This is a genomic window from Pedobacter gandavensis (genome assembly GCF_014172405.1).
GTDB classification, from domain to species: domain Bacteria; phylum Bacteroidota; class Bacteroidia; order Sphingobacteriales; family Sphingobacteriaceae; genus Pedobacter; species Pedobacter gandavensis.
On the sequence record NZ_WNXC01000001.1, the window covers coordinates 342648 to 367504 of the forward strand.

Below are 24857 nucleotides of genomic sequence, written 5' to 3' on the forward strand. Positions count from 1 at the left end.
TTTAGTGGTGTATGTAAAAGCATAACAAACATTCTTATAGAACTTCAAGACCCTCAAAGATTTACTGGTTTGACTTTTAGTAAAATTAGGGTGGAACCTGAGCGAATTCTAAAAGTTATAATGCAAAAGCTTAAACAATCTTACCATGATGTACTTAGTTAGGGCTAAAATGTTTACGTTCGCTAAATTTTTAAAGTATCATCTACCAATGAAACCAGAATTAATTGAAGTGAACCATATGGGTGCCAAGGCTTTAAAGGTGAAGCGCTTGGAGACGAATGCCTTAATTGCCTCTTTCCATTTTCATGAATTGTGTGAGCTGGTTTGGATAGAAAAGAGCTATGGCAAGCGGATCGTTGGCGATCATATCGGGAATTTTGAAGACCATGACCTTGTACTGATGGGGCCAGATTTGCCACACATCTGGCAAAGTGATAAAAATTTTCTGTCTGAAGAAAAGAATAAAGTGAAGTCAACAGTCGTGTATTTTCCGCCGGATTTTCTACTGGGGTTAACAGACGATCAGAATACCCTAAACCAGGTAGATGATCTGATTAGAAAGGCGGGAAGAGGCTTGAGGTTTTATGGGAAAACAAATCAGGAAGTCACTAAAATCCTAAGCAAACTTCCACAAAAGAAAGGGATTGATAAGATCGTCGCTTTTCTTCGGATCATGGAGGTTTTATCGCTATCCAATGAATATGAATTGCTGGCCAGTGTTACTTTTAAGAACCCTTATGATGAAAAGGATACGAACAGGATCAATAAGGTGTACCAGTATTTAATGCAGAACTTTCAACGCGACATCAATTTGAAAGAAGTAGCAGATTTATGCAACCTGACGACCAATTCCTTTTGCAGGTTTTTCAAAGATAGAGCGCAAAAATCACTGACCCAATTTGTCAATGAAATTCGAATTGGCCATGCCTGTAAACTACTGCAAAATTCAGAATATTCGATTTCAGAAGTTTGCTATGCCAGTGGATACAACAACCTCACTAATTTCAATAAGTTTTTCAAGCAAATCACCGGGATGAAACCCACAGAATACCGGGGATATTTAACAAATAGGTTAAAAGGGAGTGAGCCATCAATTAAATCATACCGTTATTGAATCGCCTTTGCCAGGTTTCCAAGTCGTTTTAGTTTGAATTTCAATTGATCCGACCAGGGTAAACCAATGAGGACGAAGAAATTTGCAAAGATTTTATAAACCTTTAAATAAAGATATCAATGTATACCCCTCAGCAGTTTAAATTCGAGAGCGAAGCCGCAAAAATTGCTTTCATGAAGTAGTATAGTTTTGCTACGATAGTGACTTTAAATAACGATGTACCTGAAGCGACTCAATTGCCTTTCTTTGTGGATGATGCTCAAGGGAAGTTAGTGCTTTTAGAGGAGATGATCAGTTTCTATGATCAAGCTTGCCTGGAGCAATGGAAGGGGCTTCCCCTAAAGTTTAAGCAGGGGATGATGAAGGGCATTGTGGCTTTTGAAATTGAAGTGACAGACTTGCAAGGGCAAAAGAAATTGAGTCAGAACAAGTCAGCCCTGGAACGTGAACGCATCATTAAGGATTTAGAACAGCATCCAAATAGCGTTGAAAGTGACCTTGCGCGTTACATCAGGGAGGTTTAGAACCGTGCAGGATCGTACTACATTGGGTAGTACAACATAGGAACTATTGTAAATGTGTACCTCCGGTATATTTATTAACAAAGTCCTGCTTAAATACCTCCCCAATGGGTATTTCAAATTCATCAATGTAAATCGTGTGGTTATCAAATGAATCTATAAAACTTAAATTCACCACATAAGATTTGCTGACCCTCAGGAATATTTCAGAAGGGATCTTCTGATGAATGGTCTTCAGATTCAATGCGGTGATCAGTTTTTGGCGCTGCGTATAAATGACCACGTAGTCTTTGAGGCCCTCAATAAACCGGATGTCTTTGAATAGGATTTTGTAATATCTGCGTTCTGATTTGATCATCAAGAATTCCTTTGTACTACCTTCAAACGTGTTTTTTGTGCTTTCTGAGAGTAATTTTTTATAAGAAATGGCCTTGCTGATCGCTTTTTCCAACCTGTTGGTGTCAATCGGCTTCAGCAGGTAATCAATCGCATCCAGCTCATAGCTTTTTAAGGCATATTGAGCATAAGCAGTGGTAAATATGATCAATGTTTGTTCGGAGGTCTGCGCGGCAAATTCTAATCCACTCAGTTTGGGCATTTCTATGTCCAGGAATATCAGGTCAACTTCATTGGTTTTGAGAAAATCCAATGCAGAGAGAGCGTTTGAAAAACTAGCGAGAACTTCCAAAGGAGATAATTCTTTGATTAAGCTCTGTAGTTCCTCCCTGGCCAATGGTTCATCGTCTACTATGATACAGTTCATACAGGAATGGTTAAATGGATGGCATATTGATGGTCCTCGGATTTTAGCTCAAGCTGATATTCCTGCTGGTATAACAGTTCCAACCGTCTTTTGATATTGATCAGGCCTAAACCACTATATTTTTCATCGGCAAGCCCATCATCCTTGCTTTTTGAATTGGTACAACTGAAATGTAACCTTTCGTTTTCAATGGCAATGTCGATGTTGATGTAAGCCGCTGATCCACTGATGTCCACACTGTGTTTTACCGCATTTTCTACAAAAGTGGTAAACAAGTTGGGCGGGATAAACACGCTTCTGAAAGTCGTTTCACCGGCTTGGTGATGCAGCTGGAAATTGAAGTTGTCTCTCCGTATTTTTTCCAGATTCAAGAAGTTGGAAATGAATTTGATCTCCGAACTTAAAGCTGTTTTTTTCTCATTATTTTCATACAACTGGTACCTTAAAAATTCGGATAACTTAAGGATGACTATCGAAGCTTTTTCCGGATTGGTTCTGATTAAAGCTTTGACATTATTCAGCATATTGAACAAGAAATGGGGATTAATCTGATTTTTTAACTCATTCAACTCCATATGAAGCGTGAGCTCATTCAAAGCAGAAATCCTTTCATTGTCTTGTATCCAACGTTGTAAAAGCTTGACTGTAGTGGTGAGCATGATAATAGGCACCGTAATTATTGCGCCTTCATAATAGCTTTTGGTTCCGTTGTGTAGTTCCGGACTCCAGTTGATTCTATATGGCTCCAGGCTCTTTAAGATATGTCCGGTAAAGAAGAGTCCGGTCAGCACCAGGCCAATCACCAGTACCAGATAAAGCAGGTATTTAGCCTTAAAGAAAAACAAGGGGACCAGGAGGTACATGTTCACATAGAACATCACAATAAAAACCGTATAAACGCAAAGCAAGCGGTAATACTTATAAATTCCTGTAAACTGGTTTGAAAAATCAGAATAGTAAAACAGCACAAAAAGTCCGAGTAAAAAACCTGCATGACGTAAAAACCGATAACGGTCTTCAGAAAGGAAATTTATAATTTGCTTGTTTTTAAGTTCCTGCGTTTGGCAAGTCATTCCTTAAGGATTAAATTAAAAGAAAGGACAAAAGTAAAGTATATCCGCTTCTATAGCGGAGAATTATACCAAACCGGTGCTTTATTATATCAAATTACATTTCTGTGTGGGTTTCGTATAATAAAGCGCCGGTTTGGTATAATAAAATAATTGCAATACATCTATTTTGTTGCTTTGCGCAGATTAATTCAGTCCTATGAGTGTGAAACAATTTCAAATATTAGCCGAACAGATGCTAGAAAGCCCCTGGGTAGGAGAAAGCCAGCAAGAGGAAAAGATTATTCAATTGGCTGATCTGTGTCGATTTATCGAAAGTTATAAGCCCAGCTTAATCGTTAAAGAAGTATGGAAACATAAAATTAATGTAGTAGAAGACAATGGAGTTAGAATAGGCTTGGTTTTCTGTGATGCGAAAACGCTATCACAACAGTCGTTTGATTTTTCATTGTATAATTCATATGCCTTAGAAGCCTATAAAGCCCAAACAAATGTGCTGGAATTATGGATCGTATTTATTGAAGATGGACTGAGAGGGGAGGATGATCCGTTTAAGGATTTCATAGCAAAAAGAAGTATCGGTTCCTTTTATGATAAAATATTCTGTTTCGATTTTTTCCAATCTAAAGTTGAGGCATTAAAGTAAAAAATCTGCTGGTTATAACGATTATATCTTCAAAGCGAGTCTGGAAGTTTCGCTTTACTTTAATGTAGGCTTATCCTTTTAATCCTTTCGGTAAAAAAAAATAAAAATTAATACTCAAAATGGTCAGTGTTTTTAAAACTAACGTGCAATGTCCTGCAAAGGCAGTCTATATCGTCAATGGGCTTTTATCTCAATATCCAGACTTCAGAATCAACTTCGATTTAGAGGATTGTGATCGTATCCTGCGGGTAGAGGGAGCGGATGTCAAGATCAATGGAATCATATCCAGTCTTAAGAACTTAGGGTATTTTTGCGAAGAATTACCGTACTAGGGAATTTGGATAATATAGGTCTAGTTTTGGACAATCCTATACTAGGTATTCTTTCCCTCGTTTTATAATTTGGCGCAGAAATTTTAGCGCCAGATTATACCATCATGATGAAATTGAAGATTAGAGTTCTCGTACTAATATGGATAGGCGGCATAAGCACATCTATCGCGCAAACTAATTTGCAACAATTGCAATCCAACTTCGTTGATTTGCGTTTTGGTGCGATGCTACATTTCAATATGGGCACTTTTACTGATGAAGAATGGGCAAGCCCGAACCATGATCCCAAACAATTTAATCCTACAAAACTAGATTGTAATCAATGGGCAAAAGCATGTAAAGCTGCTGGCATGACTTACGGGATCCTCACGACCAAACACCACGATGGCTTTTGCTTATGGGATTCAAAATATACAGATTACGATGTCGCGAATAGTTCAGTTAAAAAGGATGTGGTAGCGGAGTATGTGAAGGCTTTTCGAGATCAGGGACTTAAGCCCTGCCTGTACTTTTCTGTTTGGGATCGACATAATGGCATTGAGAATGGCGGACTAAAGCAAGAGGAGCTGGTGATGAACCAGCTGACTGAATTACTGACCCAATATGGAGAGATTCCCCTGATCATTTTTGATGGCTGGAACTGGAAAATGGGACACCGTTTGATCGATTTTCAAAAGATCTATAACCACATCAAGAAACTGCAACCCAATTGTCTGGTAGCCGAACACAACGGGAACAGTCCACTACAAACCGATATTATCTATTACGAAGGACCTAAAGGGGTATACCCTCCAGGAAATAACAACTATCCATCTCAAATGGCACTCACCCTGACCAATGGTTGGTTTTGGCATCCAGGAGCTGAGAAGCAGGTTAAAAGTCTGGATTACATCCTCGATAAGTTGCAAAGAGTAGTTCCTTTATATTGCAATTTCATGGTCAATATTGGACCTAATCGTGATGGCCTTTTTGATGAAGAAGTCGTTGCGCGACTTAAAGCCGTTGGTGCCAGCTGGAAACCAGATTTGACCAGGTTGCCCTTGCCTAAACAAAGTGCAGCTTTAACCAGTTATATCCGGGCAAAAGGTATTGAGGCAAGCGCTGGTCAAGTGTTTATTGAACCAGCAGGCCCTGCCGGTGATGGTTCCCCGGTAGCCGAATTGCTAAGTCAAAAGACAGCAAGTGTCATGATTGACGGGATCAGTGATATTGTGGGTGACCAAGGTGGCTTTGCCGCTTTCCAGACCTACTGGAAGTTCGCCTCCGAGAAAAATAATTCCCTGTTGCTTGATCTTGGTGTTTCACAAAACATCAGTAAGTTTTACTATTTACCGGTTCAATTGAAAGGTTACAATGGCCTCATCACCAGATATGAGCTTTCCGTTTCTGAGGATAACGAAAAATTTCAGCAAGTAAAAAGCGACAACTGGAACAAAACATCCGACCTTAAAATGGCTACATTTAGCCCCGTAAAAGCCAGATACATTAAGCTAAAGATCTTGTCCTCCATAGGAGAAGCCATGGTAAGTGAAGTTGGCGCAGGAAATTGATACCGAAACACACGATTGACCAATAAAAATAAATGAAAAAACAGTTTAAAAAACTAATTGTACTATCCGCTATGCTGTGCCTAACCATCAGTTTAAAGGCTCAGAAAATTCAAACTTTTGCCATAGGTCCCGATCATTTTGAACTCAATGGGAAACCTTATGTGATCCGTTGTGGTGAAATGCATTTCGCCCGAATTCCAAAAGCAGAATGGCGCCCGCGCTTGAAAATGGCTAAAGCAATGGGCCTAAATGCCGTTTGTGCCTATTTGTTCTGGAATATAATTGAAAATCAACCAGACAAATTCACCTGGACAGGTCAGGCAGATGCGAAAGCATTTTGTAAAATCGCTCAGGAAGAAGGTCTGTATGTGATTTTAAGACCAGGACCTTATGCTTGTGCGGAATGGGATTTTGGAGGCTTCCCTTGGTGGTTACTAAAAGATAAATCTATAAAATTACGTACCCAGCATCCTTACTATTTAGCAAGAAGTAAGAAATACCTGATGGAAGTTGGGAAAGAACTGGCGCCGCTACAGATCTCTAAAGGAGGGAATATCCTGATGGTGCAGGTGGAGAATGAATATGGCAGTTACGGTAGTGATAAGGACTACATGAACATCATCAAAAACAATTTAATTGCAGCTGGATTTACTGTTCCATTGTTCCATTGTGATGGGCCTTCTCAATTGAAAGCGGACCATCCGGAAGGATTATTTGCGGTGGTGAATTTTGGCTCCGGACCAGAAGCAAACTTCAAAGCCCTGAGAGCGGTTCAACCAACAGGACCACTCATGTGTGGGGAATATTATCCGGGTTGGTTCGATAGCTGGGGAAGGCCACACCATAAAGGGGATACCAAGAGGATCGTCTCTGAGTTAAAATATATGTTGGATCAAAAAGCATCGTTCAGCATTTATATGGTTCATGGTGGGACTACTTTCGGTACTTATTCTGGTGCAAATGACCCGCCTTACCTGCCGCAAACCAGTAGTTACGACTATGATGCGCCTATCAATGAGGCCGGAAATCCGACAGAAAAATTTTACGAATTAAGGGAGTTGTTTAGCAAGTATTTACAGGAAGGGGAAGAATTACCAGCCATACCAGCCACGCGTAAAATACAAGCTTTAGCACCGGTGAAATTCAATTCCTTTGCCGCATTAAATCAAAATTTGCCAAAGCCGGTTTTAAGTGATACGACCTTGTTTATGGAAGATCTCAATCAGGATTTTGGTTCGGTTATGTATCGCGCCACAATACCTGCAGGCAGCAAATCTTTCTTGCAGTTTAAGGATATTCACGATTATGCCTTGGTTTATGTAGATGGCAAATTGATTGGAAGCCTGGATAGACGCAAAGCGAAATTTGGTATCGCAATTCCTGCAAGAACGAAACCCGCACAGCTAACAGTCTTGGTGGAGGCCACAGGAAGGGTCAATTATGCGGAGGCAATGCACGATAGAAAAGGGATCCATGGTCTGGTATACCTGATCGACGACAATAACAATAAAACGGAAATCCGTCATTGGAAAAATTATAGCCTAAGGATGGGAGATGTGACCATACCGGTTAAATATCAGCCTTATACAGGTCAACAGCCTCAGGCTGGTTTTTATAAAGGGAAATTTACGGCGAATGAACTGTTGGATACCTATTTAGATTTAAGTAAATGGAATAAGGGATTGGTCTGGGTAAATGGTCAATGTTTGAGCCGTTTCTGGAACATTGGTCCAACACAAACGATGTTAGTGCCGGCCAGCTGGCTGAAAAAAGGAGAAAACGAAGTGATTGTCTTTGATCTTTACGGGTCCGCAAAACCAGAATTGACTTTCCTGGATCATCCGATATTAGATGTGGTCAATGAACCGAAACCTGAAAGACATCAAAAAGCCAGTCAAGTCTGGAATGCTGCCGATTTTAAAGTAAGTGCTCAGGGTACGTTCAACAATACCGATAAATGGCAGGTGGTTAAGTTTAATCCTGAAAATGCAAGGTATTTTGCTTTGGAAGCTTTATCAGAACAAAAAGGGCAGCAGTTTGCTTCTGTAGCAGAAATCGTGTTTTTAGATGCAAAAGGAAAAGAAATTCCCCGCAACAATTGGAAAGTTGTTTATGCAGACAGCGAAGAGTTAAACGGTGATGATGGAAATGCCTCCAATGTTTTTGATTTGCAGTTCACTAGCTTCTGGCATACAGAATGGCAAAAACCATCAAAAATGCCCCATCAGATTGTCATTGATTTAGGGAAAGAATACACCCTTTCTGAAATGAGACTCTTGCCAAGACAAGATGGGGAAAATGGAAGGATAAAAGATTACAAGCTTTACCTGTCTAAATTACCATTCAAAAATTTATAGTTCAGCTAAGTTATATACCTACGGTTAGGGTAGTACAGGGCCACAGTTCTTAAGCAGGCTGTGGTTCCTGTTTTTTATAGGAAGCCTGGTCGGAAAAGGACCATTGTAACAATGGAAAAGGTTTTTTCTCTAATTAAGCATTACGGCCTTTGTATTGTAGAATCTAACCTAACCATAAGCAATGAACTGGAGAATTTTTCCTAAAAAACGTACTGAAGATAAAAAGAAAACCAAAAAGAGAGAATGGTTTGACGCTATCGTCTTTGCTGTAGTTGTGGCCACCCTAATCAGGATGTTTTTTATAGAAGCCTATACCATTCCCAGTGGTTCTATGGAACGGTCGCTGTTGATTGGTGATTACCTTTTTGTAAGTAAGATCAATTACGGAGCTCGGGTTCCAATGACACCCATTGCTTTCCCTTTCGCACACCATACGATGCCCATCACAGGGGGCAAAGCCTATTATGATGGGGTACAGTGGAAATATCGCCGTTTACCAGGTTTATCTGAGGTCAAAAGAAATGATGTAGTCGTTTTCAATTTACCTGTTGGAGATACCGTGGCATTGGAAAACCAAGAGCCAAGTTATTATAATTTGGTTCGACAGTCAGATTGGAAAACAGTCAATAGTCAATACACCGTCACCAGCAGACCGGTCGATAAAAGAGAAAATATCATCAAAAGATGTATTGGGATTTCAGGGGATGTGGTCAGTATGAAAGATGGAATAGTCCGTGTGAATGGTAAAATTGAACCCCTAAAAAATACGGGACAAATGCCCTATAAAATCCAGTTTAAAACAACTGACATTAACTTTGATTTATTCAAAGATATGGGCTTTACGGTGACTGAAATGGAGCAGGTAGATGCAAATACTTACATCGCAAATGCCACTCCGGAGATGATCGGTAAATTGAAAACGCTCGACTTCGTCAAGTCTGTCACTTTAGCCGTAGCACCAGAAAAGACGGACGACGGAGATCTTTTTCCACTTGATCCCAACCGCAAATGGAATGTAGACAATTTCGGGCCAATAAAAATTCCGGCAATGGGCTGGACGGTTCAATTGGATAGCAATACCATGCCTTTATATTATCGGGCAATAAGGACCTACGAAGGAAATAAGGTAGAAAAGAAAGGAAATAGCTGGTATATCAATGATAAACCTGCTACTTCGTACACTTTTAAAATGAACTATTATTGGATGATGGGGGATAACAGGCACAATTCTACTGATTCCAGGTATTGGGGTTTTGTACCCGAAGACCATATCGTCGGTAAGGCGCTTTTTATTTGGATGAGCTGGGATAAAGACGCTTCATTTTTCCATAAAATCAGATGGAACAGGTTGTTAAGGGGAATTAATTAAGCCTATTCATATTTTAGGGCGTCAACGGCATTTGCTTTGGAGATTTTAAATAACTGGAGACTGACGCTGAGCACTGCAATTCCAATAGAAAGTACAAAAGCACTTAAAAATGGCCATACATTTAAGGTAATCCTGTAGTCGTAGCCCTGAAGCCAGTTGGAAATCAGGAGATAAGCGAGAGGAATTGCAATCACGTTGGATATCAATACCAATTTAAGGAAATCTTTATTTAGCAGGATTAAAATGTCTTGTAAGGTAGCGCCAATCACCTTTCTAATGCTGATTTCTTTGCTGCGTTGTTCAGCCATGTACAGGGCTAATCCCAATAAACCCATACAAGAAATCAACGTAGCAAAGCCTCCAAATACATTTGAAAATATACTAAGTAACCTTTCTGTTTTTAGCTTCTCCACCAATCGGTCGGATACAAAATCGAGTCTCAATGGATAACCAGGATTGAATTGCTCATTAAGCGCCTTGATTTTGTTTATGGAACTTTGAGCAGATTGATCTGAACCTAGTCGCATCACCAAGGTGTTTTGATTGCTCTGGGAATTAAAGAAGATCACCGGCTGAACTTTGTTGCCCAAACTCAGGTAATTATAATCTTTCATAACCCCGATAATGGTAAATGTCTGGTCCCAATCCTTATTTACAAGTTGTTTTCCAATAGGATCTTTTAAATTCATACTTTTTACCGCAGTTTCATTTAAAATCACTGCGGCGGTATCTGTTCCAAATTCCCGGCTAAAATCACGACCGGTCAATATTCTTGAGCCAATCGTTTTTACATAATCAACATCGGAAAAACGAAGATTCATACTGATTTGCTGATTTACTTGTTGTCCTGGCCATCGGATCATCTCGGTGCTCACATAATTATTGGTGATGCCATTACTGGTTGTGGTGGCAGCACTGATTGCGCCGGATTTTAACAGTTCAGATTTAAATAGATTTAATTTGTTTGCATCCTGCAAGGTATTTACAACCGGCATTTGGACCAGGTTGTCTTTGTCAAATCCCGAAGGTCGGTTGCTCATAAAATTGATCTGATTGCGGATCACGATGGCGCAAACAATCATACAGATGGAAAATGCAAATTGTGTGACCACCAATATTTTTCGAACTGGAAATTGGCTTTCATGGCGCATAAGACCCTTTAATGCCCTGCTAGGCATAAAGGAAGAAAGATATAGTGCCGGATAACTACCTGCAATCAGGCCCGTGATTAATAATATCGAAATCGTTGAAAGCCATAGTTTATAGTTGATATAATTAATGGTAATGCTGACTTCCATAAGTCTGTTGAAATAAGGCAGGCTGATCTCTACCAAGACAAAGGCACAAAATAATGCGATAATAGATAGCAGCAAAGACTCTGTAAGAAATTGCCCGGCAATGCCTTTTCGGGTGGAACCTAGGGTTTTACGGATGCCGATCTCTTTCGCTCTTTTCTCGGAACGGGCAGTGGAGAGGTTCATGTAATTAATACAGGCAATAAAAAGAACACAAGCGGCAAGTAACAAGTAAAGCCTGATTTGGTCTATTTTTCCGCCATCCACTTTTCCGTTTTCGAAATGATCATACAAATGCGTGTGTTTGAAAGGGAAAAGAAAGAACTCGATGTAATTCTGGTGGTAATTTTCCTGAAATATCTTGCGCACCTGTGCATCAGCTGCGGCAAATTGTTTTTCATCTTTTAGTTGGATGATGGTACTTAAAGCACCATCCGTCCAATTCATTTTGGTTAAATAGGGATTGATCTTCTCTATAAAAGTCCAGGGTATAAGCAGGTCAAATTGGTAGGTTTGGTTCTTTGCTGGATTTTCAATTACCCCAGTCACCAACAGATCCGTTTTATGGTCAAGATTTATGATTTTCCCTATGGGTTCTTCCATGCCAAAAAGAGCCGCTGCGGTTTTTTCTGTAAGTACCACTGAGTTTGGGCCTGACATGGCTGTTGCCCGATCCCCCTTAATGAATTTATAATCGAAGATGCTTAAAAAGGAAGGGTCGGTCAGTAGGATGTCTTTATAGAAGTTATTTTGTTTATAGCCTAGCAGGCTCCCTTCCCAACCAGTCAGTCTACAGGCGTTGGCTATGCCTGGGACTGTTGCCAGGGCAGTTGCAGCAAGCTGGTTTGGGGTAGCTCCGGATTTATTGGTAATGATCCGGTCAGCCATGATGTCATTTTCATAAACCGAATAAATCCGGTCAATATTTTTAAACTGACGATCGTAGCTCCATTCATAATTCACATAAAGGAGTAGTAGCATACAACAGCATAAGCCAATGGCTAGGCCGCCAATATTCAGCAGCGAAAAACTCTTGTTCTTCCACAGATTCCGTAGCGCGATTTTTAAAGTCAGTTGATACATCATGTTGCGATTTCTACTGTCCCAAGTTAATGCCAAAGTCAAAAACGGGCATTAGTTATCAATAAAGCAGCAGTTTCGAGTATTGGTGTGCATTAATGGACACCAACTGTTCGAAACTGTTCAGGGTTTAGCGTTAAGCGCAATCATGCGTTTACAATAAATACCAGGAATTTCAACCACATTACTTTTATTTACAATAATTTTGCGGCGAAATGATAAAGTCAAACCGCAATGATGTTTTTAAGGATTTGCTGAAATGGGAACGCATTAAAGCCAGGTTAATCAGTTTAGTGTACGGAGAGTACTTTAGGGATGCTTTACGGAATACCATCACTATAGTTTTGCCTTTTACTTTGCTGTTTTTTTATCAGCAGCCAAATATGGCCATTGGGGTTGGGGTTGGCGCATTATTGATTAGCTTAACTGATGCTCCTGGAAACAGGGCAAATAAGTTCAAAACAGCGATTACCAGCATCATTTCTTTCTTTTTAACGGCCTTGATCATCTCTTCCTCTTTAGGAAACCACTGGTTGATGGCGGCTAGTATTTTTCTGCTGAGCTTTGTGTTTTCCATGCTGGCAATTTTTGGGAATAGAATGGCACTCATCGGTACGATGGCTATTATCCTTGGGATTTTTACACTTGGTTTACATCCTGCAAACCCCTTATTATTTAGCTGGTACATCCTCCTTGGAGGATATTGGTATTACCTGGTCAGTCTGATTCAGATTGTCATTTGGCCTTACAGATCTTTGCACCAGGCTATTTTTGAATGTATTACTGCCACCTCTATATTTCTGAAATCTAAAGCCCGATACTATGATCCCGAAGTAAATCTAGAGGACTGTTATAGTGAAACCATTGCTTTACACATCAAAGTGAGTGAAAAGCAGGAGCTGGTACGGAACCTGCTGCTGAGCGATAAAAGAGCGATGAAGCCTACAAATGAGGCCGGACAACAGCTTTTGCGTACTGCGGTCAGCGTTATAGACCTCTATGAACAGGTAACTGCCATTCATTACGATTATGCTTATGTGAGAAAGAAGCTGGATAAAACCGGTGCATTAAACCTAATTATTGAGCTCATTGATATTTTGGCGGAGGAACTAGCGGTGCTTAGTGGTGTTTTCTTAAGACCAAAAAAGACGCATTCAGAGTCGAGGTTGCTTAGGTTTGAGGAGGCGAAAATGGAGCTCACAAAAATTGCATTTTCAGCAGAAGAGACCAATGCGCAGATCATTCAGAAAGTATTAAAAAATCTGGATGGTATTGTGTTGGATATTCAGGTGATTAAGAACAGCAGACCGATGTCTGCCATTCCTGCCAACCTGGATTCGGAGGACATAGCCTACGAGGAGTTTCTATCCCCTCAATTGTTTAGCCTGAGTTCATTAAAGCAATATTTTTCTTTTAGTGCTCCTGTATTTAGGTTCTCTTTGAGATTGGCGCTGATGTGCGGTTTCGGTTATCTGAGTACCTTGATCTTCCCCCTTGGGAAATATAGCTATTGGTTATTGCTGACAATTGTGATTGTTGCAAAACCAAGGTTCGGACTCACCTGGAAGCGGAATGTGGAACGCCTATCAGGTACTTTTATTGGGGCAGTACTAGGAATTGTGATATTGCTAATGATTAAGCAAACAGCTGTATTACTGGTTTTATCGGCTTTTATGCTGTTGGGCTTCTTTACATTTAATCGAATCAAGTATTCGGTCAGTGTGGTGTTTGTAACTGCCATGGTGATTCTGTCACTCAGTATCTATGATGGTCATTCCGACCATATCATTATGGAACGGCTTTTATATACGGTTGTTGGCTGTGTCATTGCTTTTCTTGCCGCGTTTCTATTTCCGGTATGGGAGATTAAGAGTTTAAAAACTCTGATTTCCAATATCCTGGATGCCAATAGTAATTACCTGAATAAGGTGAAGGAAGAGCGTTCTGGAATGGCAGTAGGAGGGGTAACTGCCTCGAAACTAGCGAGGAAGAACAGTTACATCCAGTTGGCTAAGTTTTCAGAAACCCTTCAATATTTACACTTGGAGCCAAAAAGTAAGGAAGTGGATATGCATGGGATCTATGCCATTCAAATTCTTAGCTACCGGATCAATTCTATTATCGCCTCACTTTCCCTTTCTGCAAAACAGGAAACGATGAACGATGCAGGGATATTACTGCTGTCTGAGGCTTTAGGGAATATGGAATATTGCGCTCGAAACAGTGACAATTTAAATCTGCAAAATATCAATGAAGTTGTGCATACGGATAAAATTGAAGAAGAATACAATGACAACGAGGGTTCAGTACAACATCAGTTGGCCCTGTTACTGGCTTTATCTGTAGAGCTTAGGTTGTATTTCACAAAGCCTCTATAAAATACCAGCTAAGCGTATGCTTTTCCAGACTTAAGCTTGATCCTGGATTGGATTAAATCTATAAAACAGAAGGACACAGATACTGATTCCCAGGGTATAGGCGATCATATCGCTCCATAGAAATCCCTGTCCAAGCACCAATGCACCGAGTGTTGTACTTCTGATGTGGTTGATCCAAGGGGCATCGTAAAGCTGCGCAAGTTCAATGCAGTAACATATGGATAAACTGATTATGCCTATTTTTTGCCAATTAGACCTGATGAGCAAAAATTTAATAATCAGGAACATCATCACTGCATACAAAATGTCGCCCACAATTAATGGCACCAGCGTTGTTTTTCTGGAGAGTATTCCGGCAGCGATCACCAGGAGAATCAATAAAGCGTAGACAAACCTATCTTTTTTTCTTATTGTCATTCCTGGTTAATGTACGTAGTTTTTTCAGTTTAATTGGAGGCTGCTGACCTGGTATGTCAGGTGTCCGGGGCTTTTCAGGAACGATGAGTTTGTTTTTTAGCTTTGAGTTCAGCAAGGTGTGCTGTGGGTTAGGGCTTTGGTTATACGGTTTAGTTTTAAGAGTTGCTCTGGTATTTACAGCCGGTTTAACTTCTGTTAAATGGTCGTTTAGCCTGGGTTTTTCATGGTTTTGAGCGATACTGCCGGCATAAACACTATCTGAAATTTCTGTTGTATCATCATTGATAAAGGAAATATAGGCTTCTACTCTTTCATTGACAAGGCTAGGGTCAATTTCTAATCGATGTTTGCCCTCTTTTCGATGCGAACCACTTAGACAATAAGTATGTTTGTTCTGATCCGGCCAGTAGAGGAGCAGCATGGCGCGGTCGTTTGTATTTCTCCAGGGAAGATCTGCCGGGACTTCCCAGCTGAATTCAATGGCCGTCTCTATCAGCTTGATTTGCGGTTTCTCCGCTTTTAACAAGGTTCCCATACTGACCATTGCGTTAGAATAATCCATGATCGCATTTGGGTATACACCGCTAACGGCGTGTTTTTTATTATAGGAAACCGCTTCATTGTAATAGTTTCTGTCTGTACCAACCACTTTCAGCTTAAAACCGAGTTTAATAAAAACCTGAATTTCCCGAAGAAACTTGTTCACGATGGTCATGCGGTCACAATTGACTTTTCTGGCCGGACTCAGGGGCTTTGTACTGTGCCCAATGGTTCTGATGATGCTTTTTCCATTCAGCTCATAACCAACTAAATTGCCTACCCGGCCATGAAACCCACCAAATAATCCGTTTTTTAAACTTCCCATGTGTTGTTGTTTGTTGATAAGCAATGTGTTGTGATTGGTAAGGTAGTTAATAGCTTCGATATTATAGCCATATGACTCTACTTTTAGTTAAAAATAAATAGATGGTTATTAAGTGGGTAAATCATTGTTGAAAGGTCTTTTAGACCTGTTAGGGATTAATCAACCATTAATTAATGATGAAATAAGGATGGATTTGGCTGATGTACAGCTCGAAAGCAATAAGAGCTTACCTGACTGCGGATTCCATGTTTTCTGTAATCTAGGAATCTGATGTGGAATTTAAGTTTTACTTGTAGGCAATAGTTGGGCTGATGATTCAGGAAGATTCTTAAAAATGAGGTTTATTTAGTCAGCAGGGGAATATTTAAATAAATTCTGCATAAATGGTAATTATTTATATCAATAAAATCAATTTTATGGTAAAAATAATTAAAAAATGTCATTATATTTCGGGTAGAAGTAGCTTACAATCAACCAAATATTCATCCCTAATCAACCAAAACTATGAACAGACTTAGACCAACGGCTAAGCCTAAAATTTGCCATGGAGCAAATTTTATCAACAACCTCTTTTTTTTTAGTAAAACCTTTTATGTTTTCCTCTTTCTATGGTTCAGTACGCTGGGCACTGCACTCGCCCAGACAGAAATTAAGGGAAGAGTAGTCGATGAGGGATCAAAACCAATCCCCGCGGCTACAGTCACCGTATTACGCAGTTCCAATGGAACTCAAACCAGCCAGGACGGGCGGTTTATTTTAAAAAACATAAAAGCCGGAGATTCCATCAAGGTTGCTTACATGGGCTACCTGACCCAAGTACTCCCTGCAAAAAGCGATCAGACTATTGTTTTAAAAGAAGCAAAAAATGACCTGGATGAAGTGGTCGTCCTGGGTTATGGTTCGCAGAAGAAATCAAACATTACCGGTGCAGTATCTTCTATTAACATGAGTAAGGTGGACAATGTACCGGTTACCAATCTTTCCAATGCATTGGCTGGAAGGGCTGCTGGCGTAACCGTAACCAATACTTCCGGTTTAGCTGGTGCTGCCTCCGCCATTAGAATCAGAGGGGCTTTTGGCTCGCCACTCATTGTAATTGATGGAATTATCAAAACCAAAGCAGATTTTGATGCTTTAGATGCCAATGAGATTGATCAGATGACGGTTTTGAAAGATGCAGCAACCGCTTCCGTTTATGGCGCACAGGCAGGAAATGGAGTCGTGGTGGTGACCACAAAGAAAGGCTCGAATCAAGCACCGGTGTTTAACTTTCAGACCTCTTTTAGTACTTCCAGGCCAACTCAAACGCTTCTGGCTGATTTAACTACGGCTGCAGATGAACTAACCTATCAAAATAGGGTGGCCCAATTTAAAGGAGATCCATTGCCAAACGGGCAACGAGAGTACGATTATTTTAAGGATAAAAATTACAATGTAAACGAATGGATCTGGCAAAATCCGATGACTCAAAAGTACCTGTTTAGTGTCAACGGCGGCAGTGAAAAAATCAGTTATTATGCGCAGGCCAACTATACCGGTGAAAATGGCTCCTATAAAAATTTAGATTACGGTAAGTTTAACCTGCGATCTAATGTTACGGCCAAATTGAGTGAAGCCATTTCGCTAAACCTGAACATCTCAGCCGCGCAACAAAATCATGATCGGTTTTACTGGCCATTTACAGGTGATGACGATTATAATGTCGGTGATTTTTATCGTGTCACGTTCAACTGGCCCAAATTGTATCCTTTTTACACCGAACAAGATGGAACTCCTGCAAATCGGGTCACGGACTTTCCGGTGCAAACGCCAATGGGAAGCTGGCAAGCCTGGAATGTAATTGATCAGGTGATGGGAGATCGTTACATCCACACCACCAGAAGACAAGTGAATTCCATTTTAACAATGGACATCAAGTTAGATCAATTTGTGAAAGGGCTTTCGGCCAAAATGGTGGGTAATTATGAAGGCAATGATTATTTACGCAAATGGTACATGACTTTTCAAAAGAACTACGCGTTTATCTCTAAAGACCCTGGTGGGAACCGCTTTATCCCAGGTGCACCAGATCCGAACAATACCAATATTTTTAACTTTAGTCAGGCTTTGCCATTCCTGCGTTACCAGACAGAAAATGGCTGGAAGTATCAATTGGACGCTTATTTAAGTTACAAGCGCAGCTTTGGAAAGCATAGCGTTGACGCTTTAGCGGTTTGGGAGCAAACAGGTCGTCATGCCTATAACGTCACCTCTAAGGCTTCGTCTCCCTTAACTTCGATTGATCAGATGTTCGTGTATTCAAATGATGAAGCGAATAGAACCGGAAGCGGCTATGAAGGCTTAGATGCAAGCAGAGCATGGGTTGGTAAGTTCAATTACAACTATGACAACCGTTATCTGGTTGATTTTGCTTTCAGATATGATGGCAGCACGCTCTTTTCAAAAGAGAATAGATGGGGATTTTTTCCATCTGTTTCCCTGGCTTGGCGGGTATCTCAGGAAAGCTTTTTTAAAAATGCAACGAGCTGGGTGGATGACTTAAAATTGAGAATTTCTCATGGAACAACCGGAAACCTTTTAGACATCAATGGTGATCCACTTCCGGCATTTAGTTATACTTCGACCTATGTGAATGCTGGCAGTTATATGTTTGGTGATAACTTGTATACCACAATTCGGCCGGGCGCTACGCCGATCCCAAATGTGACCTGGGCAACCATAGAAAACTCAAACATTGGATTGGATTTTGAAATCCTGAATCGCCGTTTATCTGGTAGTTTTGAGGTGTTTAGAAATAAAATGAAAAACATATTGGGTCCTAGAACGGTGACGTTGCCAGATTCTTATGGTCAGACTTTGGCCGCAGAAAACTATGCACAACGCTCATTCCGTGGTTCTGAGCTAACCTTAAACTGGAAAAGTACGATCGGTAAGGAAGTTTCTTATGGGATCTATGGAAATGTAGGCTATGCAAAAGACCAATGGGATATTTTAGATCAAGGTGCGGATTATTTACCTGGAGGGAACCGCGAATGGCAGTCTGCAATTAGTCAACCGGCCAACAGGTTGTTTGGATTTAAAGCAAAAGGAATCGTTCGAACACAAGCAGAATTAGATCAATTGATCTCGAGTGGTTACAAGACTTATGGTCGTACACCATATTTAGGAGCCATTATTTATGAAGACATCAGAGGAGACAATTATACCCCAGGAGCAGATGGGAAAATAGATGGCAATGATATCCAGTTGCTTAGTAATAACAACAAACCCCGTATCAATTTCGGTTTAGGTTTTAACGTAAGCTGGAAAGGATTTACAGTGGATGCTCATTTTCAAGGCGTTGGCGCATATGACAGGATGATCAGTAATCTCGAAGGGGGAGGAATGCGGCAGCATGGTGGCAGTTTCCGTACCTATTACCCAATTTGGGCAGGTGACGTATGGACACCAGAAAATCCGGATGGAAAATACCCACGTGTAACCGGGGAGAACTGGGCCGAGTCCGGAACGGATAATTCCAATTTCTGGATCAGAAACGGTGCTTACCTGAGGTTGAGGAATTTGAATGTCGCTTATAATTTCCCTCAAAGATGGCTCCGTAGCGTAAAGCTTTCCAATGCTCAACTGTTCTTTAATGGAACCAATCTGCTGACTTTTTCAGACATGAAAGAGTTTCAGGATCCGGAACAGGACAATTACGATTCCTTCCCGGTAATGAAAACATTTACCCTTGGATTAAACATCAAATTTTAAAGATAACCAGACATGAAAAAGATCATCATATATATATTAATTCTATCGTTCTCGACCAGCTGTAAAAAGGTATTGGATGTCGAAAACATAAATAGCTATAGTCCGGAAAAGGTTTGGAATGACCCTAATTTGGCAAATGCCTACATGGCAAATATCTACTCCGTTTTTGGCAATTGGGATCCTGGTGCCGATTTTAGATCAGATCAGTTGGCAGGTGTTCCATTTTATCCGGATGCGGTGAGCATTACCAATGGAGGATTGGGGAACTGGGACTATGGTCGTATTCGCTTAATTAACCAGGCATTGATAGATGTAGAAAAAGGTTCATTATCGACTGCGGACAAGAACAATATCCTGGGGCAGGCGTATTTTTTAAGGGCATATATTTATTTCAGTATGGTTCGAACTTATGGTGGTGTTCCGTACATCAAAATTCCACAGGATCGGTATGCTGACGACCTGGATGTTCCTAGAAATTCTACGAAGGAATGTTTTGAATTTATTGTGCAAGACCTGGATCAGGCATTAACGATGTTGACTAAGAAGATCTCTTCCTCCTCTGGTAACTGGGGTAAAATTGATGGTAATTTCGCCCTGGCATTTAAAGCAAAAGTCTTGTTGTATAAGGCTTCACCGCAATTTAATCCATCAAATCCTTGGGATAATGCCTACTGGGCGGATGCGTATGCGGCCAATAAATTAGCTTATACGGAATTGAAATCTCAGGATTTTAGGTTAGTAGATAATTATTCAAATATTGCCTTGACAGAGAAAAATACAGAAGTTGTTTTTTCTGTGATCAACAAATTCCCAAATAAAGTGGCAAGCTGGGACAATGGTACGCGCCCAGGTTCATTGAGTAGGGGCCCGGCAGGTTCCACGCCAACCTGGAATTTTGTGAAAGCATTTCCTATGAAAGATGGGAAACTGTACAATGACCCATCCGGAGCTTATTTTAAAACAGAAGAAGAGTTCCTAAAATCTTATTGGGAAAATAGAGATCCTAGATTCGGGAAGTCTTTCTTATGGAATGCGAAAGCATTTCCGGTTTCTGGTAAAGTGGATGGTTACAGGCAGTACACCGGACTTGGTGTAGCACCAGCCCTGGATAATTTTGGTGTCAATCCCAATGCCAGCGATAAATCAGAAAATGGAGACCGCTACTCTGGACTTTTCATCACAAAAAGTAACCGCTTAGATTTAAAACAGGAGCAGGTAGAGCAATATGATACAGATTTTGTTTTGATGCGATTTGCAGAAGTGATGTTGAATTATGCAGAAGCGGCAAATGAAACCGGTCAATCCGTAGAAGCCATTGATATGTTGACACAAATACGCCAACGTGCCGGGATAGCGCAAGGAGTAGATGGTAAGTACGGAATCACAGCAACAAGTAGGGAGCAAATTAGGAAAGCAATTGTAGACGAGCGGAATGTTGAGCTTTGCTTTGAAGGACATCGGTTCAATGATTTGCGTCGGTGGAGGATGTTTAGTGTGTTAAATAATAACCCTAAATATGGCATCGAAGCAATTGCAATATTGCCAGGTGGTGCAGAAATGCCGATCAGTCAGGCAGCAAACCAGGCAAGCGCAAATCAATTGAAAGAAGAAGATTTTAAATATGTTGTGCTACAAATTCCGCGGACAGGTGTGCTGATCAATGTATTGCCAGATAAGTATTACTTTGCACCAATTTCACAATCCATTATAGGTAAAACTAAAAAATTGGAACAGAATAAAGATTGGGGCGGTACATTTGATCCGACCTTACATTAATCATTTTTTCTTGCTGGATTCCTGCTTTTAAGCTAAGCAGGAATCCTTTTTCGGGTAATGGTTTTATTGCCTATATTCGAGGTAACAAGCATAAATGAACCAACCAACCAACCAAAACTAAATGAACGAAAATCTATTGAAGGAAAACAGGAGGAGTTTCCTGAAAGGTGGCCTTGTCCTTGGCGGCCTTGCTTTATTAAAGCCTGAACGCGCTATTTCTAGACCCAATGAACCTATTTTTGAGGAATTTAAGATCCTTATCGGACCCTATTTACAGACCAATTTCGGAAATAGTATTTCTATTTTATGGATCACCAATAAAGACAGTTCCAGTTGGGTGGAATATGGTGAATCTGCCGATCTACTCGATAAAAAAGCTTATGGTAAAAGCGATCTGGGTTTAAAACCTGCGAGCCGTTTAAACTGCGTAAAACTGGAGCATTTAAAGCCGGGAATCACCTATTATTATAAAATCCTTTCTAAGGAAATTAAGGATTTTCAGCCTTACAAATTGACCTATGGAGAGACCATTTCTAGTGGTACAGAAAGCTTTTTAAATACGGATGCATCCAAAGATGAAGTGTCTTTTGTGATGCTAAATGACTTGCACGACCGCCCAAAATCCATCCCTCATTTATTGGACCTGGATAAAGGGAACACGCGTGATTTTATCTTTTTTAATGGGGATGTTTTTGATTACCAGGCCGACGAGCAGCAGATCATCAACAATATGCTACAGCCATGTGTAGACTATTTTGCGAAGCAAACTCCGTTTGTGTATGTCCGTGGAAATCATGAGACCAGAGGTAAGTTTGCGCGCGATTTTGCGTCTTATTTTGACCATGTCGGAAATACAGCATTTACCTTAGGACCTGTTCGTTTTGTGATTTTAGATACTGGTGAAGACAAAGAGGATTCCCACCCGGTATACGCAGGGATTGTAGATTTTGATCGATACAGGGAAGCACAGGCAAGCTGGCTTGAAAATGAAATCAACAGAAAAGAGTTTAAAAATGCTGCTTTTCGCGTGGTATTGATGCACATTCCTCCACGTTATTCAGGAGATGCGCATGGCGCAGTTCATTGCACCGAATTGTTCGAACCCCTCATGAACCGGGGAAAAGTAGACCTGGTATTGAGTGGTCATACCCATAAATATAAAGTTCATCAGCCGGATAAAAAAGCGAACCAATATCCGATTATTATTGGTGGCGGACCAAAAGACGGCTCCCGGACCTTGACTAAGATCAAGGCTAATAAGAAGCAAATTCAGGTAAGTATGGTTGATGATTCTGGACAGGAGGTAGGAAGCTATCTGTGTTTAAGGAAATAAGGTATCAAATAACCGCATGGCTGGCCTTTTAGCCGGCCATGTGGTTACTTATTGATGTTTTTCATCAAATGGTTAAACCGCAGTGATTTTAAGTACCACACTGGTTCTTCGGTCATTCACTTGTGGGTTGAGGCCAATATTCATTAGGAAGTCGCCAGAATAAACCTTTGCAGGATCTATCGGCGATTTGCTGCCAGGATAAAGATTGATTTCTTCTATTTTGTATTTTTTGCTTCCGTCCAAGCCTTTTAAAGTGATCGGAATTGCCTGTTTGGTTGCATTTCTTGTCGCCATATAATAGTTGAATACCATCGCTTGATCTTTTGCATCGTTAACATACGAGATGGAGGCTACATCATTTTGATAGGGGTCTTGTAACCTGTATTGTTGTCCATGCCAAACAATATCCTTAAAATCATCATAAGTTTTTATTGCATTTTGGCTAAATAACAGGTCTTTTTCGGAGAGCTCATGAACTTTTACATCATAGCCCAGTTTGCCCATCATGGCCACATCAGTTTTGAATTTGATGGACTGGTTACCCATGTCGGTCACATGATTGTCGACTGCAATGGATGGGAAATAATAGGAGTATTCCCATTGTATAAATATTCTGTCGAAAGGATTCGTATTGTCACTTGGCCAAAACTCCGTGAAGTATTTAAGCGCGGCATAATCCACTCTGGAGCCTCCTCCAGCACACAACATCATAGGCACTTTTGGATGCTTTTTTCTTATTCTTTCCAAGACACTATTCAGTCCCCTTACATATTCTATGTAAAAATGATCTTGGTTTTTTAAGGTTGGAGAGTTGGCATTATAAATCAGTGAATTGCAATCCCATTTGATGAATGCTAAATCTGGAACTTGTGTAAATGTCTCCTCAACAACGTTAAAGATAAAGTCTTGCACCTGTTTATTCGTCAGATCCAGTACCAACTGGTTTCTCATGTAATATTCTTTTCTTTGGGGTTGTCTGATGATCCAATCCGGATGTTGCTCATACAATTCACTCTTTGGATTCACCATTTCCGGCTCCAGCCAAATGCCAAACTTTACCCCATTCGTAGTTGCTTCTTTGCCAATAGCGCTGATGCCATTCTTCAGTTTTTGTTTGTTGAATTTCCAATCGCCCAAGCCTGCGGCGGCCCCATTTCTCGGGTATTTATTTCCAAACCAACCATCGTCTAATAAAAAGACATCTACGCCTAGTTTTTTGGTGTCTTGCACCAGACTGTTCAGTTTTTCATCATTGAAGTCGAAGTAAGTGGTTTCCCAATTGTTTAATAGGGTAGATCTTTCTCCTTGTCCTTCTCGCAATTGATATTTTCTAGCCCAATTTTGAAGGTTTCTACTGGCCAATCCAGTTCCCTTATTGGAATAGGTATAGACAAAACGAGGGGTTATAAAATTCTCTCCGGATTTTAGGGTGTAATCGGAAGAGAAGTTATTGATACCGGCAGTAACCCTCAGGTAATAATCATCAAATGTCTCGAAGTCTAACTTGAAATTTCCCGTCCATTCTAAGGATCCTGCTATAATATTTCCGGTGTCTTCTGCGGATGGGCCATCAATGGAAACCATGAAAGAGGAGGAGTGTAAAAGATTGGTTCGTGTACCTAGTTTTGAATCTAATGTTCTAAGTCCGTGTAACAACTGTTGTTCCTCAGACCTCATTTCCCGCATGGCGCTACTGTACTGATTCTTTAGGAAGAACTTTTTTCCGCTAAGAGTAAGGTTTGCCGAGGCGTATTTGTTCAAGATTACATTACCTTTTTCCTGGTGACGGATTTCTGCCCATTGTTCTATGACATCTTCTTCAAAATAGCTCAGGTAGTTTAAAGTAACTTCGAAATTGTATTTTGGGTCTTTTAACACAATAGCGGTTAACTTTCTATTAGGGTCGATTTCGGTTTCTTTAACGCTTTGAAAAACCAGGACAGTAGATTTATTTCCATCAGCATGGGTAACGCTCAACCCAGGTTCTAACAAATTAATAGAACCAGAGGCGATATAAGCTTCTCGTTTATTATACAAATCATCAGAGCCAGGCGTATATTTATCGAGCGTAGGGATGATTGAATATTCGTCCTTGTTGGCAATTTTTTTTCCTAAGTAGCTTGAAATTAAAGCATGGTCTGCATCTGTAGAGAGCAGGAGTGTATTGTGCTTCGTTTCAATTGCAATTTGTTGCTGTGCAATGCTGGTTTGGTAAGTCATGAGGATTAGAAGGCTTGG

At 40.5% G+C, this 24857-nt stretch carries 16 protein-coding genes; 10 read left to right on the forward strand and 6 right to left on the reverse strand.

What is annotated here, in order from left to right; translation table 11 throughout:
* Positions 1 to 208 precede the first annotated feature (208 nt).
* Together GM920_RS01405 and GM920_RS01410 are read left to right on the forward strand one after the other, a co-directional pair.
* The gene (locus tag GM920_RS01405; protein ID WP_182952825.1) at positions 209 to 1114 is read left to right on the forward strand and encodes an AraC family transcriptional regulator; all 906 of its coding nucleotides are present in this window, start codon (positions 209 to 211) and stop codon (positions 1112 to 1114) included.
* A gap of 200 nt (positions 1115 to 1314) precedes the next feature.
* The gene (locus tag GM920_RS01410; RefSeq protein WP_182952826.1) at positions 1315 to 1638 is read left to right on the forward strand and encodes a hypothetical protein; all 324 of its coding nucleotides are present in this window, start codon (positions 1315 to 1317) and stop codon (positions 1636 to 1638) included.
* 43 nt (positions 1639 to 1681) lie between these two features.
* Here GM920_RS01410 and GM920_RS01415 read toward each other — a convergent pair whose 3' ends face one another.
* Complete coding sequence (locus GM920_RS01415) at positions 1682 to 2398, reverse strand: LytR/AlgR family response regulator transcription factor (RefSeq protein ID WP_182952827.1); 717 nt, start codon at positions 2396 to 2398, stop codon at positions 1682 to 1684.
* Entirely contained in the window at positions 2395 to 3471 is a 1077-nt protein-coding gene (locus GM920_RS01420) for a sensor histidine kinase (protein WP_182952828.1), read from the reverse strand. Before GM920_RS01420 ends, GM920_RS01415 begins: the two co-directional genes overlap by 4 nt.
* Positions 3472 to 3667: 196 nt before the next feature.
* On the opposite strand from GM920_RS01420, the gene GM920_RS01425 reads away from it, so the two are divergent.
* The 4 genes from GM920_RS01425 (at position 3668) to lepB (ending at position 9722) form a co-directional block, all read left to right on the forward strand.
* Positions 3668 to 4114, forward strand: a complete 447-nt coding sequence (locus GM920_RS01425; RefSeq protein ID WP_182952829.1) for a hypothetical protein — start codon at positions 3668 to 3670, stop codon at positions 4112 to 4114.
* A gap of 436 nt (positions 4115 to 4550) precedes the next feature.
* Positions 4551 to 5996 carry an alpha-L-fucosidase gene (locus tag GM920_RS01430; RefSeq protein WP_182952830.1) on the forward strand — a complete coding sequence of 482 codons (1446 nt, stop codon included), beginning with the start codon at positions 4551 to 4553 and terminating at the stop codon, positions 5994 to 5996.
* A gap of 32 nt (positions 5997 to 6028) precedes the next feature.
* A complete protein-coding gene (locus GM920_RS01435; RefSeq protein ID WP_182952831.1) occupies positions 6029 to 8353 on the forward strand; it encodes a beta-galactosidase in 2325 nt (774 codons plus the stop codon).
* A gap of 181 nt (positions 8354 to 8534) precedes the next feature.
* Entirely contained in the window at positions 8535 to 9722 is a 1188-nt protein-coding gene (lepB, locus tag GM920_RS01440) for a signal peptidase I (protein ID WP_182952832.1), read from the forward strand.
* A 2-nt stretch (positions 9723 to 9724) separates the two neighbouring features.
* Here the strand turns inward: lepB and GM920_RS01445 are convergent, their stop codons facing one another.
* A complete protein-coding gene (locus tag GM920_RS01445) occupies positions 9725 to 12103 on the reverse strand; it encodes an ABC transporter permease (RefSeq protein ID WP_182952833.1) in 2379 nt (792 codons plus the stop codon).
* A 209-nt stretch (positions 12104 to 12312) separates the two neighbouring features.
* On the opposite strand from GM920_RS01445, the gene GM920_RS01450 reads away from it, so the two are divergent.
* Entirely contained in the window at positions 12313 to 14475 is a 2163-nt protein-coding gene (locus GM920_RS01450) for an FUSC family protein (RefSeq protein ID WP_182952834.1), read from the forward strand.
* A 30-nt stretch (positions 14476 to 14505) separates the two neighbouring features.
* Here the strand turns inward: GM920_RS01450 and GM920_RS01455 are convergent, their stop codons facing one another.
* Positions 14506 to 14892, reverse strand: a complete 387-nt coding sequence (locus GM920_RS01455; RefSeq protein ID WP_182952835.1) for a ribosomal maturation YjgA family protein — start codon at positions 14890 to 14892, stop codon at positions 14506 to 14508.
* Positions 14870 to 15757 carry a DUF6266 family protein gene (locus tag GM920_RS01460; RefSeq protein ID WP_182952836.1) on the reverse strand — a complete coding sequence of 296 codons (888 nt, stop codon included), beginning with the start codon at positions 15755 to 15757 and terminating at the stop codon, positions 14870 to 14872. Before GM920_RS01460 ends, GM920_RS01455 begins: the two co-directional genes overlap by 23 nt.
* 504 nt (positions 15758 to 16261) lie before the next feature.
* Between GM920_RS01460 and GM920_RS01465 the strand changes: the two genes are divergently transcribed.
* The 3 genes from GM920_RS01465 (at position 16262) to GM920_RS01475 (ending at position 22619) form a co-directional block, all read left to right on the forward strand.
* Positions 16262 to 19510, forward strand: coding sequence for a SusC/RagA family TonB-linked outer membrane protein (locus GM920_RS01465; RefSeq protein ID WP_202986010.1), 3249 nt, complete (start codon positions 16262 to 16264; stop codon positions 19508 to 19510).
* 12 nt (positions 19511 to 19522) lie between these two features.
* Positions 19523 to 21286, forward strand: a complete 1764-nt coding sequence (locus GM920_RS01470) for a RagB/SusD family nutrient uptake outer membrane protein (RefSeq protein WP_182952837.1) — start codon at positions 19523 to 19525, stop codon at positions 21284 to 21286.
* A gap of 121 nt (positions 21287 to 21407) precedes the next feature.
* Complete coding sequence (locus GM920_RS01475) at positions 21408 to 22619, forward strand: metallophosphoesterase (RefSeq protein WP_182952838.1); 1212 nt, start codon at positions 21408 to 21410, stop codon at positions 22617 to 22619.
* Positions 22620 to 22691: 72 nt separating this feature from the next.
* Here the strand turns inward: GM920_RS01475 and GM920_RS01480 are convergent, their stop codons facing one another.
* On the reverse strand, positions 22692 to 24839 hold the full coding sequence (locus GM920_RS01480; protein ID WP_235964398.1) for an alpha-galactosidase: 2148 nt from the start codon (positions 24837 to 24839) through the stop codon (positions 22692 to 22694).
* Positions 24840 to 24857 lie beyond the last annotated feature (18 nt).

Bases quoted from the DNA above. Each gene is read 5' to 3' on its own strand.
- lepB (WP_182952832.1), top strand. From the start codon at position 8,535: ATGAACTGGAGAATTTTTCCTAAAAAACGTACTGAAGATAAAAAGAAA.
- GM920_RS01465 (WP_202986010.1), top strand. From the start codon at position 16,262: ATGAACAGACTTAGACCAACGGCTAAGCCTAAAATTTGCCATGGAGCA.
- GM920_RS01445 (WP_182952833.1), bottom strand. From the start codon at position 12,103: ATGATGTATCAACTGACTTTAAAAATCGCGCTACGGAATCTGTGGAAG.
- GM920_RS01450 (WP_182952834.1), top strand. From the start codon at position 12,313: ATGATAAAGTCAAACCGCAATGATGTTTTTAAGGATTTGCTGAAATGG.
- GM920_RS01455 (WP_182952835.1), bottom strand. From the start codon at position 14,892: ATGACAATAAGAAAAAAAGATAGGTTTGTCTACGCTTTATTGATTCTC.
- GM920_RS01430 (WP_182952830.1), top strand. From the start codon at position 4,551: ATGATGAAATTGAAGATTAGAGTTCTCGTACTAATATGGATAGGCGGC.
- GM920_RS01460 (WP_182952836.1), bottom strand. From the start codon at position 15,757: ATGGGAAGTTTAAAAAACGGATTATTTGGTGGGTTTCATGGCCGGGTA.
- GM920_RS01420 (WP_182952828.1), bottom strand. From the start codon at position 3,471: ATGACTTGCCAAACGCAGGAACTTAAAAACAAGCAAATTATAAATTTC.
- GM920_RS01425 (WP_182952829.1), top strand. From the start codon at position 3,668: ATGAGTGTGAAACAATTTCAAATATTAGCCGAACAGATGCTAGAAAGC.
- GM920_RS01435 (WP_182952831.1), top strand. From the start codon at position 6,029: ATGAAAAAACAGTTTAAAAAACTAATTGTACTATCCGCTATGCTGTGC.
- GM920_RS01470 (WP_182952837.1), top strand. From the start codon at position 19,523: ATGAAAAAGATCATCATATATATATTAATTCTATCGTTCTCGACCAGC.
- GM920_RS01415 (WP_182952827.1), bottom strand. From the start codon at position 2,398: ATGAACTGTATCATAGTAGACGATGAACCATTGGCCAGGGAGGAACTA.
- GM920_RS01475 (WP_182952838.1), top strand. From the start codon at position 21,408: ATGAACGAAAATCTATTGAAGGAAAACAGGAGGAGTTTCCTGAAAGGT.
- GM920_RS01480 (WP_235964398.1), bottom strand. From the start codon at position 24,839: ATGACTTACCAAACCAGCATTGCACAGCAACAAATTGCAATTGAAACG.
- GM920_RS01405 (WP_182952825.1), top strand. From the start codon at position 209: ATGAAACCAGAATTAATTGAAGTGAACCATATGGGTGCCAAGGCTTTA.